Genomic DNA, 17,139 nt, shown 5'->3' with positions numbered 1-17,139 from the left:
AACTCTTTATCTTGATTTGAGGTGATTATCTTACAATTCAATCTTTTTGTTTCAGGATATTTACGAATTTTTACATTATTTTCTCTAACAATATCCATCACTTGGGATTACGTAATGCTTAAATAGACATAATTGCCCATGTTTACTTAATACGGTTAAAAATCATATCTGGATGATCCAGTTTATCAAGTATAAGACAGCTATTGGTAAACAGTTCCAATATAGCTACCATTGATAATACATTGAAACTTGTCCCCAACGGCCCGTTTGGGGGTACGGGTGAATCGTACTCCCTCCTTGCTCCCACCTTTCATTCAGCAGGTTTTGAAAAGCCAGTTTGATGCGCAAGTGATTTGACCATTTCCAGCTTACAGCGGAATGCAGTAGCAACACAGAATCGAGACGATTATTTGGTACCTGGAACTCGACCCCGGAATCAGGAAATGAATCAACAACTGGTACTCCGTTAGATGCAATAGAAACGGGAGATAAGCGTTCACCGATATACTGCACGTGTACCTGAGAGCTCAGCTTGTCCGTTGCCTGGTAGTCCCAGGTAAGCCCTGCCTGAAGTTTTGGAATATTAAATATCTCGTCACCTCTGGCTTCATAAAATTCAAAGCTATTAACTCTTTGAAGACTAGTAATCAATCGAAAACGGTTGTTTTCCAACCGATACAGCCACTCTTGCTCTAGTCCGTAAGACTCCATTTCTCCACTATTGGTATAAATAGGTTCATTGGCTGCAGCCAGGTTATTTCTGAAAACAAAGTCTGTATGACGGTTAAAAAACAGATTCAGTCTGAGTGACAAAGACTTGTCCAGCCACAAAAATTCTGGCGAAAGCTGGATAGACTCAAGTATTTCCGGTTTCAGGTCTCTGGAACCTCTAAATGTTGGAAGTGCTGAATAGCGGTTCCAATAAGGGGGATCAACAAAAGAGCGTGAATATGAAGCCTTAAAGTTATAATCGTCGTCGTTAAAAATAAACGCAAGCCTTGGACTTAACTCATTAATATTTTCTCCCGTATGACGATCTTTTACATCGTAACGCGCCCCCAGGTTAACTAGCCAACTTTCGGTTAATTGTCGACGATACTGAGAATAAACTGAATAAACACTTTCGGTTCCTGTTTCAAGTACAGGATTCTCTTGATTGTATGGCCTCGCAGTAATCTCTCCTTCACTACCGGATACAAAGTCGCTTTCTTTTAACTCCATTCCTTCGAACTGGAAGCCTAAAGCCAGCATACTCATTGAAGATTTGTGTTGATACTGAATACTTAGTCCACTGACATTCTCTCGCCAGTTTACCGCGCCAAATGAAGTTTGAGCTGGAGACAGCACAAAGTAGCCTGTCACCTGATTGGTTTCTCCTTGAAGTTCCAGCTTTAAATTCGAGAGGTCAGAAAGTCGGATGTTTTTTTCCAGATTAAGATGTACCCACTCAGACTCAGCTCCTGGCGCACTTCCGTCGACATTGACAAAATCTGACAGGTTGTAGGCTTCTCCGGTAAGACTTCCACCACTGAAAGGCTCAATGTAATGGGTTCGCCGATAGCTGACTAAAGCAGACCAGTCTTCTGCAGTAAATAGTATCCCGGAATCAACCGACCTGTTGTCATCAAAATAATCCAGCCGAGCATACTGAATATCTTCCGAGGGTGATGGTGAGTAATCATTTTCGGGCAAAATGGCGATTTCTTCACCCTTAGTCCTCAAATTGCTCGCCCAGGTAAACAGAGACCCTTCACCTAATTTAATGTTCCTTTCAACATAAATGTTCGCTAGCCCGTGATCACCAACACTTACTTTAGTTAAAGTTTGTTCGTCACTAGCGCTATTTTTCATCACCAGGTTAACAACAGCTGTCAAAGCTACGTTACCATACAACGAAGAGCCTGGACCTCGAATCACTTCTATTTGTTTTAGCTTATCAAGAGAAATAGAGTGATCAGGAGCAGCACTGGAATATGCTCTACTATTTATCCTTTGGCCATTTAACAGAAATAGAATTTTCTGCTGTGACGAAGTATAAATTCCGCGAAAAGCAGTATTGTATTCATTTTGATCCTGTACTGAAGTAAAGCCGGGAACATATTGCGACAATAAATCGCGAATATTAAGAGCTGGACTTTGCTCTATCATATTTTGAGTTATAACAGTCACAGGGACGGGAGTCTGTTTGATGGACTCTTTGAAGCCAGAAGCAGACTCTACTTTAACTTTCAGCAAATCTTCTAATGACAATGCTAAAATATCTTTACCCTCTGACTGAGCAAACAAGCCAGAGGAGACGCCCCCGAAAAGGAAACAGCAGGCAACTTTCCTGAAAACTATAGAAAGAATGGTATCGCCATTATTTTTGTTGCGTTTGCAATTAAGAAACAAATGAAATATCCAAGCGCCTGTTTTATGGAAAGGTAAAGTAAAAACAATTAAAATTCAAGCAATTAGCTACAATCCAACGTTTAAAAGCAAGCTCTGGCTAAAAGTCGATTTTACTAATACTCGATAGCTAAACTTGATAGCCTGTCTCCAATAGCAACTTCCTTGATACGTTGACATGAACTTTTACCTTCTTTTAGTATTTTTACCAAATCAAACAGTTCAGCCTGTGTCGCTTTTTCCCACTGTATTAAAGGGTGTTGCGCTTGAGATTCTCTAGTCTCAACTTCCAGTGAACAGAACTCAATATAGGCTTGCACACAAGACATTGATAACCGGCTAACTTCTGATGCTGGATTAAGCTGCTTATCGAAGAAGGATTCCAGTAAAGACAATAGACCGCTACAAGCATCAGAGGCAGGATAGACTGCATAAAAATCAAAGTCTCGCGGTTCAGGAGTGACTGCTAATAACTTTTCAGTCTGTGCCTCAATATTAATTTTGATGGAAAGTCCGGAGAGCTTCTGCCATATAACATCGAGGATGTTATTTAACACCGCAGCGTCACCAAAAGAGGCAGCTTCTGCAAAATATTGATAATTTGGAACCATTCGCAGCAATAGGCCGGCGGAAAATGCTTTTTGTTGCCAAGGTTCAAGCGAATAAACGTCTAAGGCCATTAAATTATCTCACAAACAATGGTATATATCGGATGCTATTCTACCGTAAAGTCTTTAAAGAAGTCCTCATAACAATCAGTCAAGCTAACAAATCTTCCAACTTAAAAAACACGAATAAATCCTCTAGCGGCTAGATTAATTTGACTTAATTACATTAACATAACCAAATACTCTGCTTTAACCTAAATATGCATGACTGACTGGAACCTTTTAAATGAACACCATTGAGTTTGATAGTTTAACTTCAGAGCGCCGAGAAAAGCGTAACCTCTGCAAAGATATCTGCCGGCAATACGCGCGAGCTCCAGGCAAAGGCAATCAGGCAAAAGTAAAAAAATTACTGGGTGAGTGTGGCCATGAAGTTTTTATTGAGCCCGGATTTCATTGCGACTATGGTGACTCAATTTTTATTGGTAATAGAGTTTTCATCAACTTGAACTGCACCTTTATAGATGGAGGTAATATTATTATTGGAGATGACACCCTGATAGGTCCAAATGTTCAAATTCTAACGATTAACCACCCACTACTACCAGAAGAGAGGTTAAGAAAAACAAACCTTGCCAAGGACGTTGTAATTGGAAAAAATGTCTGGATTGGTGCAGGAGCAATAATACTACCTGGTGTAAACATTGATGACGGCTGCACCATAGGAGCCGGAGCCATCGTTACTCGATCGACCGAAGGTTGCGGAGTCTACTTGGGAAATCCAGCTCGAAAAAAGCCCTTATCAGATCACTGCCCCTAATTTTTGAAATTATTTCCGCGTTTTATAAACTGTTTTTATACTCTATTGTATTAATTATGAACAACCCCAAAACACTTGATTTGTTTTTGAGATAAAGTGCACACTATTTTATCTATTTTGTGCATTATTACCTCATCTGAGTTTTGCACGTTGTGATACTCTAATTCTGGTTATGCGCTGAATTACAAAACTAATGCAAACATGGAAAACAGGGTTAGCTTGGAATCTACTTTAGATAGTACAAACATCCAAATTTCAGAACTGAAGCAAAAGCAGGTTTTTGCGGCTCTTTATCATGGCTTCAATAAAAACCCTGTTCAAAATTCGGGTTCCCGTATAGTTGATTACTTAACGACTCTCAACTCAATATCGGGTACTTTGTTTCAAGAAATTAACACTAATGAAGTCCTCGTAACTTCGTCTTACGCTCTTCTAGAGAAAATATCACCTGATAATTTGCGAGAAATCAGATCAATTCAACCATCTATAAGAGAATTGTGCAGCGTTTTTGACAACATTATTGATTATTTGGTCCAAAACCTTGAGAACAGCTTCCCGTCTCCAAAAGAAATTCTGAATTCAAAACGCAGTGCTATGGCTCAACTAAAGTGTATATATTTTCGATCTATTGTTGTTAGTCCAAGGTTTTTATGTGAACCAGACTCAGTTGAGCGACTACTTTTAAATGAATTTATCCATCAAATCTTTACAGTAGATACTAGTAATCCTGGGCAAGAAAAAGCTGTAACCAATCTGGTAAATAAACTGTTCGAGCGAACTCTGACTACCCATGATAGTGAAAGCCTCAGTCTTGAATTCATCGATGTTTATGAAGAGCTTAAACTGAAAACAAAATTCTATAACGACAAGTCCCTTATTATTCAACGTCGTTCAGTACAGGCAGAAATTGGCCAGGCAATAAGTTCTGGAGTGCGCCTATGGACACAACACAAAATAACTGAGCTATGCTCGGTAAAGCGACTGCCTGAATTTATCAAGTCTTTTATTCAGAATCACTGGTCCAGGGCGCTGCAATTAGAAAAATTAAAGAAACGTCTGGATTCAGAGCTATTGACTCTAACAGTTGCCAAACAAATTATTGTTAGCACTCAACCCATTCATTCATTCGCCGAGCTCGAAAATTTTCAAAAACTGCGAGAAAACCTCTATAGACAGCTCGAAGAAAAGGCCGAAGAAATGTCAATAGACAGTAGTCAATTGAAAATATTTTTATCCCAACTAAAACAATTTCACAAGCATTTACATAGTCTTGCTAAACAAGAGGTAAATAAAGGAATTAATTGCGATGTGATTCGATTAATGCCCACCAATATAATCAATCCAAATTCACGTCCTGAGTCTGACTCTGAAGATACTCTCGAATCAAATGTCAGCACCTGGGCTGAAAGCATTTATCATAAGCTCGAAAAATCGTTCTCAAATCAGCCTTATAGCGATGACCAACAGTCTTCGCCACTGATGAATAAAACAAAGCTCGTCTCTGGAGACTGGTATTTCATTCGCTCAAGCGAGCAAGAGAATGTTTGCCAGATTTGTCGCTATTCCTCATACATTAAAGAAAATAATTCTTTCTTTTTTGTTAATAGCATGGGCAGTAAACAACTCTCTATTCCGTATGGAGACTTGAACACGATAGTAAAGCGAAATCATTTGATTCTATTTAGTGGTGAAACGATGGTTAACAGAGCGTTAAATTTTTCCGCGATAAAATTCATAGAAAACCTAAAACAAAGCCTGGCGAAAGAGCAAATAATAAAGCAGGAAATTCAGCAGCAGGAAGAAGCAATAAAAAGACAGAAAGCGCTAACAGCCAGAATTGAGAAATTAAAAGTTCAAGAGCGAGAGATAGCTGTTAAACAAACCATGGAGCAGTTGCAAAAAGTTAATTCTGGTTCATGGTTTAACCTAACCATCGATGGAAGCCCTCTTCGTAGGAAACTAGTTGCTAAAAAACTTGCGTCACAAACCTACGTAATGGTCGACCGTAGCGGCAAACTAATCAATGAGTATAGCTTGAGAGAGCTTGCTGAGCTTTATTTAGATGGTAGCCTGATAGTCACACTTGAGAATGATCTGAATAATCAGTCGATCACTTCACTGCTTTCTATGAGAAGAAAGCAAACGCCTAGTATGGCAAACTAGAAGGCGACTCCAGATTTATGCTATGCCTGGTGTAAAATCGCAAATTTAAACGCTCGATCAGAAACAATTTCAATACGTAATATTCATTCAGAATAAACTTCCCCCAGGTACACCTTCCTATCTAAAACAATTTTCTAAAGAGAAGCTATTCTGGAAGCAATCTTATCCAAATCAGCCTTAATTGCATGAACTTCTTTATCATATGTCTTTGACTTCAGAATGGATGAATTTACAAAAGGCAGTTCAACACTCTCACTTTCAGTCGTAGAAAAAGGAATAATCTGCTCTTCATTTTTCTCATCAGAAACAAGTTGGCTATTTTCATTCAAGTGCTGAGTTGGCCCCATCCATATAACTAAAAAAGAAGCAAAAAAGAAGGTTGCTGCCAATGCATAGAAATGAAAACTTCTTTTAATCACTGGCTTAACTGAGACTACATCTTCGAATGCTCTATCTCTTGCAATGTTATCATTGATTGAATCCAACAGTTTCTGTGGAACCGAGTCATCGAGAAGTTTTGCATCACCAAGAAGCCTCTCTCTAAGATAAGAGTCAGATACTTCCGTATGTTCTTCGGACTTAAGACTAGCTAACCTTGATTTTAAAGACTTCATTTATTACTCCACCTCCAGCAACTCATCAAATTGAAGCCCATTTTCGATAAATTTGGACTTTAACATTATTTTGATCCGGATTAAATTAATCTTTACCCATGGAAGACTTCTCCCCAACAAGTCGGCAACTTGTGTACCTGTCATACCCTCTACATAAGTAAACCAAAGCAAATCAAATTGTTCTCCAGTTAAAAACTCACTAATTATTTTCCATAAATTAGACTGAAGTGGTAGTTTTTGTTCGCTTAGAAGAAGCTCCGCTCTTTCAATTTGTTCAATTTCATTTTTCTCCCTGACCATTTTCATATTACGTTTTTTAATACAATTTAACGCGATATTAAATAGCCAGGTAGAAAACTTATATTGATAATTAAAGCTCTGAATATAGCGAAAAGCATTAATGAAAGTGTCCTGAAAAATATCCTCCGCGTCATGGTGACTATGGCAGCGGGCTTTGAGAAAACGCATCAGGGAGGAACTATGAAGAGATACGAGTTGCGAATAACATCCCGTATCCCCTGCCTGACTTTTTATAATTAGAGTCTTCTCACTTAACGTTTCGTAATGATGACTACTATTCTCTCTTTCAGAAACAAGCTTCATAAGCTAAGACGATTCTTTGATACTATCTGACTAAAGTGTTTCTGTCTTTTTCAGAAGAGCTTTAAAGCTTTCGACCGGACCTGAAATTTTCATTAAAAGACTTTCAGCGTCCTGACTAATCTGAATACTATTCAGCAAATTAAGCGCTACTGGATCATTTTCCGCTAAAACTTTCAATGCCAACACGCCATTTACTACGGCCAGAATCTTGTTCGCAGACTGCATATCCGCAGCTTTTAGTCCAAGTTGAAATTCCAGGTGACTTCCGTTTTCTCGATAACTCCCAGATACCTGTTTCAGTTTCTCGGCAGATATTGATTCAAAGTTTAATGACTGCGCTCCCTCTTCAAGATTTACTCCTCCATGCATCATTGATTTTTCGACATCAACCACTATTTCAAATAGATTGCCCTGACTTTGTGGTTTCCAGGTATAATCTCCCCTCAACCACTGCTTGATAACTTCTTCTCGCAAGCTAACAATGACTTCACTCTCAGAAAGAAACGCTGCGAAAAGCTCTACTTCTCTCAGGTCTTTTTGCTTGGCAGAACTATCAACAACCAGCTGAGAATCAGTGGCAGAGCCTTCGCTTCGTTTTACGTTGGAAGCTGTCTCCTCGCGTAATGAAATTTCATTAAGAAATCCGTGATAGATAATGGTATTGTCAAAGTTTATCTCTTTGGTTAAACCTAGTTTTTTCCAGTTTTCGACGATTTCTGACTGTTTTCCTGCATAGCTACCTTGTACAAAAATAGACTTGTCTCCCTTATCTTTGATATCCCCCCAAGCTGTAAGATACCGAGTATTGTTAACAAAACTTTTACCTAGCAGTTGATTGGCAACATTTAATCCTTCTGCAACCCCATCTTGCGATTCAATGCTTATTTTTTCCCTCAGCTGACTATTTTTCAATGAAGCGATATCGACATGTAAGTACCAGTCCGAATCCGGCAGTTGAGCAGCTCCAACCCCGTTACTGTGCAAAGCAGCTACGAATAATGCACAGCCGATTATCTTAACCCATTGTTTTTTCATGTTTTTTCTCCATTTCATTTAAACTGTTATCTACTTTTAGTCGACATGACCACAAATGGATACAAATAATTTAAACAAAATAGTGTTGGTAATTTTTGCGGTTTTACCTCTGAATTTGTAAAAAGACTTGTAAGTCGTTCTCCAGCCATCAGATTTTCAGGATTTGTTCTACACTTATTAATAGCTAGCAAATTAAGAACGCGTCCTTAATAAATGGCGAGATATTCGATTGGGTGATTTAAACTTTTCCTTTTTTCGCAACCTGATGAACCGGTTAGGATATATACTGGTTTGTCTCTTTATTCCTTCAGTAGTTGAAGCAGTAGAACTCACAGCCAGCGAAAAACTCTACTTAAAACAAGTTGGTCAGATACGGTTTTGCACCGCAATCAGCTCTTTACCTCTCGATGACATTCAAGACGGAAAACATATTGGTATTGGTGCCGAATATATGAAGCATTTTCGCAATTTTATGCAGATACCATTTGTTTTAGTTGAAACATCTAGTTGGCAAGAATCTCTTGACGCAATAAAACAGGGTAAATGCGATGTTATCGGATTAGCTGCGCGCACCCCACAGCGTGAAAGTTACTTAATATTCACAAAAACCTATGTAGAGGTGCCCTTCGTTGTAGTTACTACCCAAGAAAAATTTTTCGTTTCTAAGCTCGGAGACTTGGTTGAAAAAAATCTCAGCCTGGGTGTACAACGGGGATACGCTTATGTTGACCTGCTCAAAAATCGCTACCCTGAGATAAATCTTGTTGAAGTTGAATCTACTGAAGATGCTTTGGAAAAAGTAACCAGTGGGAAACTTTTTGGCTTTATGAGTGGACTGAATATGGCTGGATACGCGATTCAATCCGGCGGATATACAAATCTTAAAATAAATGGACAGTTTGACGAGTTATCGACAATAAAGCTGGGACTTGGTGTACGCAAAGGAATGCCTCAACTTCGTGCAATTATCAACAAATCGATTGACAGCATACCCGACACCGTTAAAAAACAAATTGATGGCTCATGGCTAACGGTAACCTATCAGATTGTTGAAGATAGAGGAAGGTTGTTCCAGATTCTAATCATTGCTTCAGTAATCCTTGTGTTTTTAGGATATCGCCAATTTCATCTTAATCAGCATAACAAGCAACTCGCAATCAGGGAGAAAGAAATCTGGCACCAGGCAAATTACGACTTTTTGACAGGCCTCCCTAACCGACGTCTCTTCCAGGACCGCTTAAGTCACAAAATTACCAGGACAACTCGGACCGGAAGCTCATTTGCACTGCTGCTTATCGATCTGGATAAATTTAAAGAGGTCAATGATACGCTTGGCCACGATCAGGGAGACAAATTACTTGTCGAAGCAGCAAACCGAATAGAAAGCTGTATTAGAAAATCTGATAGCGTCGCGAGACTTGGGGGAGATGAATTTGTTGTTCTGGTTGACGATACCATTCAAAGAGGCTCAGTTGAAACCGTCGTTCAAAAGATTCTGGACTCCTTATCAAAACCATATGAGCTGAAAGAACAATGCTACATGTCCGCCAGTGTTGGAATTACCCTCTGTCCAAGGGATAGCCGAGATATGGTAGAGTTGCTTAAAAATGCCGACCAGGCAATGTATGCAGCAAAGGAAACCGGGCGCAGTCAATTCCATTACTTTACTCCTGAACTGCAGAATTCGGCAATAAAACGTATGCAATTAATAAAAGAGCTAAGAATAGCGGTCAGTGAGCAACAGTTTGAGGTTTTTTATCAACCAATTGTGAGCCTGGACTCTGGAATATGCTACAAAGCAGAAGCCTTAATCCGCTGGAACCATCCTGAAAATGGACTGGTATCTCCCTTTGACTTTATTCCAATTCTTGAAGACACCGGCATGATTAATAAAGTTGGGCACTGGATTTTTCTGGAAGCTGCGAAAAAAGCGAATCAGCTTAGAAATCATGGCTATCCAGACTTTCAAATTAGCGTCAATGCCTCTCCAATCCAGTTTCAGAGCCTTTCAACCTTTGATTGGCTGAGCAAGTTGAAAAAGGAAAATATCGCTACCAGCGCTGTAGCTATCGAGATAACGGAATCCACTCTAATGGAACAAATTCACATGGTTTCAGAGCATTTGCTGGAACTCAGAGATGCTGGAGTACAGGTATCGCTGGACGACTTCGGTACCGGTTACTCATCGCTGGCCTACCTGAATCGGTTCGATATTGACTACCTGAAAATTGACAAGTCATTTGTTCAAAGTATGGATGCAAAAACTAATGATCTTGCACTGTGTGAGGCGATAATCGTTATGGCACACAAACTTGGACTAAAAGTGATAGCGGAAGGTGTTGAAACAGAGGAGCAGGCCGAACTACTCTTCAATGCTGGATGTGATTTTGGTCAGGGCTATTTTTTCGCACGCCCTCTGGAGTCTAGCCAGCTAGATTCATTTCTTAAAGCCCGTCAGCAAAAAGCCTCTTAATCTATCGAATCATAGCAACAGGCTGACTATACAGCCTTTATATAACCACTCATTCATGTTTGATTCAGTTTACATTTGTTTTAATTGACCTTATCTTGGAAAAATAAGGAAAAGCACCATGTTTGCTCGAATGAAAAGATATTATCTCGCGTTTATCGCAATCAGTTTGTTTCTGCTCAATATTTGTTCTACCAAAGCTGAAAGTGAGCGTACAGATAGTATCTCTCAGGGCGAGCTAGAGCAAATCTTAGCCCCAATAGCGCTTTATCCTGACAGTGTATTAACCCATATTCTTATCGCATCCACCTACCCACTTGAAGTGATCGCCGCAGATCGTTGGGTAAAAAATAACCCCGAGGTGGAGGCTGCCGAAGCACTTAACGCAGTGGAAGACAATAACTGGGATCCCAGCGTAAAAGCTCTAGTTCCATTTCCAAGGCTGCTTTCCAGAATGAGCGATAACCTGGAGTGGACTCAAAAACTGGGAGACGCTTTTCTACAAGATGAAGAAGGCGTTCTTGAAGCAATTCAGTCGCTTAGAGGCAAAGCGAAACAAGCTGGCAGCCTAGACAAGATGGAACATATGGATGTCACCTATGAAGACGACAATATTGTTATTCAGCCGGTAAAAAGGGAAATTGTCTATATTCCATATTACGATACACGAGTAGTCTACGGTCATTGGTATTGGGATCATTATCCTCCAGTCTATTGGGATTGGCATTGGGGTCACCATAGAAGACTTAGCCATCATCATCACTTTTATTGGCATCCGCGTGTGCACATTTCCTGGAACTTTTTCTTCAGCGCTTTTCATTGGCATAACCACCATGTTGTAGTAATTACTCACAGAGACTATCGCCCACATAGATATCATGATAGACGTCAGATAATTTCTCATCGCCATGCTAACCGATGGAACCACAACCCCAGACATCGACGAGGTGTGGCTTACCGTACAGAAACGGTTCGAGAGAGATACCATAGTAATCGACCCAGTCTGGCGGTAACCAGTCGAGAACGACAATTGGAGCAAAGCCGACGTGCGCTAAACCGGAGCAGTAGTTCGCGAGGCATCGAAAATGCTACAACGAGAGGTCGCAGCAGTGAAACATCTTCTCTTAACAGAGCTTCAACACGACAGCAGCAGTTAAGAGAGAGACTGGAAAGAGTAGACCGAAGTGAGAGAGCTAATACCAGAACTAATACAAGCAATACTCGCAACGCTGTTAATAGAGATACCTCAAGCCGAAATGACCCGAAAGCTCATAACCGCTCTCAAAACCGCGAACCGGTGAAGCGTCCTTCAGCGACGAATGAGCGTGTTCGACCAATTAAACAAGATGATCGAAACAAAGGCTTTGTTACCCGGGAAACCAGAAGTATCCAAAGAAGCCCGAGTGCTAACCCGGTAGCACCAGCCCGAGAAGCACCAAGCCGAGAAGCACCGACCCAATCAGCACCAAGAAAAGAAACAACAAAAAATAGCTTTCGCTCATCGCCAGTCAAAGAGAGTTCACGCTCAAGCAATAGCTCTCGTTACGAGTCTCGGGATAGCCGCTCTTTTTCTGCACGTTCATCGTCCAGCTCTCGCTCTGAAAGGAGATCAAGGGGAAGAAGAAATGATGATAATCGTTGAATGACCTGCAATGTAAGAGAAATGATTTACAGTCAATTATTCATCAACCAATACTCCACATAGATACCGGCAAACTCGACCAGGTTTGCTGGTATCCAGATATCATAAGATCAACAACTATACTGCTACATGTTTCGACACCTTAACTCTCTCCCTTTACTCCCTCCTTTTACTCGAGATTTAATAGCCTAAGCCAGCTACTAACATCAAGGAAATATTGCTATCCAAAGCACTATTTGTCCTCAGGCTATAAACGTCGTCAGGGAAATCTCTTCTAACCTATATTCACTTTCTATAGCCGTCTTCTGGTTTTGAGTGTGAATAATTGGAGACTACTGACATGCATGGAGGCTACTGACAGTATCTCTTAAATATTAACGGTGAAGATCGACTTTTTAGACTATCATTAATAAGGTTGGTCAAAATTCTCGTAGTTTAGTTGCACAAACCCAAATGAATCTTTGTAGTTCAGTTTCCAAACATCAAATGAAATCAGCTTGTCTCTGCGTTAAATTTCTTATTTTAATACTACTTTCATTTGCTATAGCATGGAAAATATCTGCCAGTGAGTTGAGGTTCAAGAGGCTGGGAACAGAAAGAGGGCTTCCACAAAACTCAATAACCACTCTTTTCAAAAGTAAAGATGGCAGACTATGGCTAGGAACTCAAAATGGTCTTGCATGGTATGATGGTTACAAGTTTCATGTATTTAGTAAAACGCAAGGAGACCCCGATTCAATCTCTGACAATTTCATCTGGTCCATTACTGAAGATAAATATGGAAAGTTATGGATAGGTACGCGCAACGGCGGACTCAATCGCTATGATCCAACCACCAACCAATTTAAATCTTTTCGCTATGATCAGCAAGACCCCTCCTCTCTGCGTTCAGATAACATTCAATCACTACTTTACGACTCGCAAGAGCGGCTTTGGGTCGGAACCAGTGGCGGAGGATTGAGCCGGTTTAATTTCTCTTCACAATCATTCGAACACTATATTCATGACAAGAATAATTCCAACTCGATTGGTGGCAACCACGTAAAAACGATTGTAGAGGATAAAAACAATAACTTGTGGATAGGCCTAAGTACCGCTCCATTCATCAATATTCCCGGAAAAGGTTTTGACTATTTTGAAGTTGATAGTAAACGTTTTACCCACTACCAACATGACTCAACCCAAGCTAATTCGATATCTTCAAATGATGTAAGCAGTATATATATTGATGCCGACCAAACGCTATGGATCGGAACCTACTTGGGCGGTCTGAATCATTTTAATCCAGAAAAAAAATCTTTTACACGATTCCCGGTCGGAAACAGCTCGATAAAAGAGCTACCATCAAAGAGAGTAATGCAGATTATTGAAGCTGATAACGACGGACTTTGGCTAGCAGTCATTCGAGCAGGTCTTGTTTATTTTGACAAAAAAGATAAAACGTTCACTGTCCACGCCAACAACCCATTGGAGTCCACCAGTCTGAGCAATAGCGATGTTATATCATTGCTAAAAACGAAAAATAACCTCTGGGTTGGTAGCTGGTGGGCGGGTTTAAATAAATTAACTTTGTCATCACAAAAATTTGGCTGGGTAAAACACCACCCTGGAAACAAAAACTCAATTCCCAACACCTCTATCCGCTCTTTCGCGGAGGACAAGGATAAAAATCTATGGCTATCTACACGAGAAGGCGGTTTGGTCAAGTGGAATAAAAATTCAAATCAATTCACCATAATACCTCATTACCCCGGCACGGGTGAAAACTGGTCTCCTCATATGGTATCAAGCATTTTGATCGACTCAAAAAGTCGACTCTGGGTTGGTACTACCAGGAACGGTCTCTATTTCATTGACGAAGAAAACAGGATTTACCGACATTATAAAAAAGCAAATAACGAAGAACTAACGCCCTCAACACTTATTCATGAAAATATTAATGCGATCAAAGAAGATCACGCTGGAAATATTTGGGTTTCTTCTCGCGGAGGAGGAATTTTTAAAATTTCAGGCTCGGGAGATATAATTCGTCGGTTTTACAATGATTCAAAAGATAATTCAGAAATACCATCAAATAATTTTTCATCAAATTCAATTCATGTTGATAGCAAAGGATTTTTATGGTTCGGCACTGAAGATATGGGTGCTGTTCGCATTAACCCGTCGAGTCATGAAGTACTGAATTTCAACTCAAAAGAGAGCGAAAGAAGAATAAGTCATAATCTGATTACTGCCATTGCCGAAGATAATGAGGGCTCCATCTGGTTAGCAACCTATGGAAATGGAATTGACAAGCTCTTTCGCAAACATGGAAGATGGCGAGTAGAAAATTACAACATGAACAACTCTCTATTACCTAGCAATGGGATAGATGGACTGGTAGTTGACCGACAAAATAATCTGTGGATTTCCAGTGTAGGTTACATAAGTCGACTAGTACCTTCTAATGACTCAGTCAATAACTTTAGTGTCTTCGATGGAGCATTACCCGGTGAGTACTTTAATGGCTCACAGTTTATGAGCAGCGATGGTACAATTTTCTTTGGTGGGATTGGCGGTTTTTCATACTTTACCCCTAAGGATCTTCACTTTGAAAATCTTCCACCAGATATATTTCTTACCGACTTTTCTTTGTTTAACAGCGCGGTAGCCGTATCAGACAATTCGACCATATTGTCAGAAACAGTCAATAATACTCAAAGTATTACTTTGGATCATAAACAAAATGTATTCGCTTTCGAGTTCACTACACTTGACTATCTGGAGCCAGAAAGAAACAAGTATGCATACCGTATGCTAGGATTTAGCGACGAATGGATTGAAACCGGTCATGATAATCGAAGAGCGACTTTTACAAATCTTGACTCAGGTAACTACACTTTTCAAATTATCGCTAGCAATAAAGATGGCCAATGGAATAAGAAAGGACGAGAAATCAGCATAAAAGTCCTTGCTGCTCCATGGAAATCCTGGTGGGCCTATACAGTTTATCTTCTTTTCTCATGCACTGCGGTTACTTATTTCGTCTACCAGCGATATAAAGTGTTAGAAGCGAAAACGAAGCAACAAGCTGCTGAAGCATCAAATGAAGCCAAGTCAAACTTTCTGGCGACAATGAGTCATGAAATACGAACACCAATAAATGGTGTTCTTGGTGCAGCCTCGCTGCTAAGTGAATGTAGATTGAGCGATGAAGGGAGTAACTACGTTCGAACGATAAAAGTAAGCGCGGAGAATCTACTGTATATTGTTAATGACATCCTTGATCTGTCTAAAATTGAAGCCGGCGCGATTGTTCTAGAAAGCCATATTTTCAATTTGAGAGAGTGTATTGAAAACTCACTGGACTTATTTACTAACGAGCTAGATCAAAAAGAGGTTGAATTGCTACTAATCGCTGACGACGATGTACCCTGCTTTGTTAAGTCTGATTCGACACGTATTCGACAAATCATCGTTAACCTTGTTGGAAATGCTATAAAGTTCACAAACAAAGGAAACGTTACAGTTTTACTCGAACACATTCAAGGCATCGACAAAACACACAAAATCAAGTTCCGAGTAGTTGATACCGGCGAAGGAATTAGTGAGGAAAAACAGCGCCATATTTTTGAAGCCTTCACTCAGGCGGATGAGTCGACAACTAGAACTCATGGAGGCACCGGCCTCGGCCTAACAATCAGTCAAAGACTTGTCAAAATTTTTGGCGGAAAAATAAGCATTAAAAGCAAAATTGGAGAAGGAACAGAATTTTACTTCACTGTAGAATTAGAGGAAGCCAACGATTTTATCTCAATCAATCATGTTGCCGCTTCCCCTAGCGCCAGCGGTAAGAAAATCACATTTATTGATTGCGACAGTCAACTTCAAAGATTTACAAACAGCATAGGTCAAATAACTCGTTGTCAAATTGAGTATGCTGAGTTAAATGCAAATACGATAAAAAATCTACTAAGAAAGAGACGACCGGATGCAATAATAATAAACATCAAACGATTTGAAAATTCACACCTTTTTCTACTTGAAAAGATAAATGAAAAGGAAGAACTAAGAAACATTCCCGTTATTCTAATGACTCCTCCGGGAGTCTATCATTTTAAAAGCGACGCTATCTCAAAAATTTTCGATCAGGTACTTTTCAAGCCACTACGACTTGGAGATTTAGCAAGCCAACTAGAAAAAGTTTTCAATCGGAGGCATATAGAAAAAACAGACCGACCACATGAAAACAGTTTGCTAGCTCAGGATTATCCAATGGATATACTTCTGGCTGATGATAATGCAGTTACACAAAAAGTATTGCTTTATACCTTTCGAAAATTGGGTTATGAACCAGACATAGTATCAAATGGATTTGAAATACTTTCTTCCATTAAAAGCAAGCCTTATGACTTGTTGATCAGCGATCTACAAATGCCGGGAATGGATGGTCTTGAGGCCACAGAAATTCTTCGCAAGGATTACTCAGAAAGAGAGTTAATCATTGCTATCAGCTCAGCAGAAGTTAGCCAAAATCTTGATGATTTACTTAATAATAGAGTTGTTCAGGGAATAATAACAAAACCAGTCTCAATGTCTGCATTAAAAGATTTTTTAATAAACAGTTATCATAATATACAAAGCTTTAAAAACTCGGTTGATTAAACTGCTCCAGAAACTATCATCGTATTTCTATAACCAAAGAATTTTTAGTATCAAAAATTAACCAAGCCTCTTGTTGTTAACACTTTTCCAGCAACTAAAAGAGATTAGTTGCTATCTGCTATCTATTACTAGTGCTAGCTTTACACTACAAA

The 17,139-nt window shown here is 39.7% G+C and carries 10 protein-coding genes; 5 read left to right on the top strand and 5 right to left on the bottom strand.

The features are described 5' to 3' along the window. Positions 1-225: 225 nt before the first annotated feature. Both IYN84_RS02900 and IYN84_RS02895 read right to left on the bottom strand, forming a co-directional pair. Positions 226-2,391, bottom strand: a complete 2,166-nt coding sequence (locus IYN84_RS02900; protein WP_196137661.1) for a TonB-dependent siderophore receptor — start codon at positions 2,389-2,391, stop codon at positions 226-228. Positions 2,392-2,504: 113 nt separating this feature from the next. Further along, complete coding sequence (locus tag IYN84_RS02895) at positions 2,505-3,068, bottom strand: YjaG family protein (protein ID WP_196137660.1); 564 nt, start codon at positions 3,066-3,068, stop codon at positions 2,505-2,507. A gap of 214 nt (positions 3,069-3,282) precedes the next feature. Here IYN84_RS02895 and IYN84_RS21525 point away from each other — a divergent pair, with 214 nt between their 5' ends. Continuing rightward, positions 3,283-3,816, top strand: a complete 534-nt coding sequence (locus IYN84_RS21525; protein ID WP_196137659.1) for a sugar O-acetyltransferase — start codon at positions 3,283-3,285, stop codon at positions 3,814-3,816. A 594-nt stretch (positions 3,817-4,410) separates the two neighbouring features. Beyond that, positions 4,411-5,979, top strand: a complete 1,569-nt coding sequence (locus IYN84_RS02885) for a DUF1631 family protein (protein ID WP_196137658.1) — start codon at positions 4,411-4,413, stop codon at positions 5,977-5,979. Positions 5,980-6,113: 134 nt separating this feature from the next. On the opposite strand, the gene IYN84_RS02880 is transcribed toward IYN84_RS02885, so the two are convergent. Genes IYN84_RS02880 through IYN84_RS02870 form a run of 3 tightly spaced genes read right to left on the bottom strand, consistent with a single transcriptional unit; the run spans position 6,114 to position 8,231 of the window. Continuing rightward, a complete protein-coding gene (locus IYN84_RS02880; protein ID WP_196137657.1) occupies positions 6,114-6,593 on the bottom strand; it encodes a hypothetical protein in 480 nt (159 codons plus the stop codon). A gap of 3 nt (positions 6,594-6,596) precedes the next feature. Further along, positions 6,597-7,196 carry an RNA polymerase sigma factor gene (locus IYN84_RS02875; protein ID WP_196137656.1) on the bottom strand — a complete coding sequence of 200 codons (600 nt, stop codon included), beginning with the start codon at positions 7,194-7,196 and terminating at the stop codon, positions 6,597-6,599. Between the two features lie 30 nt (positions 7,197-7,226). Further along, complete coding sequence (locus IYN84_RS02870) at positions 7,227-8,231, bottom strand: hypothetical protein (RefSeq protein ID WP_196137655.1); 1,005 nt, start codon at positions 8,229-8,231, stop codon at positions 7,227-7,229. Between the two features lie 229 nt (positions 8,232-8,460). On the opposite strand from IYN84_RS02870, the gene IYN84_RS02865 reads away from it, so the two are divergent. The 3 genes from IYN84_RS02865 (at position 8,461) to IYN84_RS02855 (ending at position 16,987) form a co-directional block, all read left to right on the top strand. After that, positions 8,461-10,704 (top strand): EAL domain-containing protein, encoded by a 2,244-nt coding sequence (locus IYN84_RS02865; protein ID WP_196137654.1) that lies wholly within the window; start codon positions 8,461-8,463, stop codon positions 10,702-10,704. 118 nt (positions 10,705-10,822) lie between these two features. Further along, the gene (locus IYN84_RS02860; protein WP_196137653.1) at positions 10,823-12,343 is read left to right on the top strand and encodes a DUF3300 domain-containing protein; all 1,521 of its coding nucleotides are present in this window, start codon (positions 10,823-10,825) and stop codon (positions 12,341-12,343) included. Between the two features lie 486 nt (positions 12,344-12,829). After that, the gene (locus IYN84_RS02855) at positions 12,830-16,987 is read left to right on the top strand and encodes a hybrid sensor histidine kinase/response regulator (RefSeq protein ID WP_210330275.1); all 4,158 of its coding nucleotides are present in this window, start codon (positions 12,830-12,832) and stop codon (positions 16,985-16,987) included. Positions 16,988-17,139 lie beyond the last annotated feature (152 nt).

The sequence above is a fragment of the Aliikangiella sp. G2MR2-5 genome, from assembly GCF_015687155.1.
Lineage (GTDB): Bacteria > Pseudomonadota > Gammaproteobacteria > Enterobacterales > Kangiellaceae > Aliikangiella.
This window is presented reverse-complemented; position numbering and strand designations above follow the sequence as displayed.

Excerpts from the sequence above, each read along its gene's own strand:
- IYN84_RS02895 (WP_196137660.1), bottom strand. The coding sequence starts at position 3,068 with ATGGCCTTAGACGTTTATTCGCTTGAACCTTGGCAACAAAAAGCATTT.
- IYN84_RS21525 (WP_196137659.1), top strand. The coding sequence starts at position 3,283 with ATGAACACCATTGAGTTTGATAGTTTAACTTCAGAGCGCCGAGAAAAG.
- IYN84_RS02885 (WP_196137658.1), top strand. The coding sequence starts at position 4,411 with ATGGCTCAACTAAAGTGTATATATTTTCGATCTATTGTTGTTAGTCCA.
- IYN84_RS02880 (WP_196137657.1), bottom strand. The coding sequence starts at position 6,593 with ATGAAGTCTTTAAAATCAAGGTTAGCTAGTCTTAAGTCCGAAGAACAT.
- IYN84_RS02875 (WP_196137656.1), bottom strand. The coding sequence starts at position 7,196 with ATGAAGCTTGTTTCTGAAAGAGAGAATAGTAGTCATCATTACGAAACG.
- IYN84_RS02870 (WP_196137655.1), bottom strand. The coding sequence starts at position 8,231 with ATGAAAAAACAATGGGTTAAGATAATCGGCTGTGCATTATTCGTAGCT.
- IYN84_RS02860 (WP_196137653.1), top strand. The coding sequence starts at position 10,823 with ATGTTTGCTCGAATGAAAAGATATTATCTCGCGTTTATCGCAATCAGT.
- IYN84_RS02855 (WP_210330275.1), top strand. The coding sequence starts at position 12,830 with ATGAAATCAGCTTGTCTCTGCGTTAAATTTCTTATTTTAATACTACTT.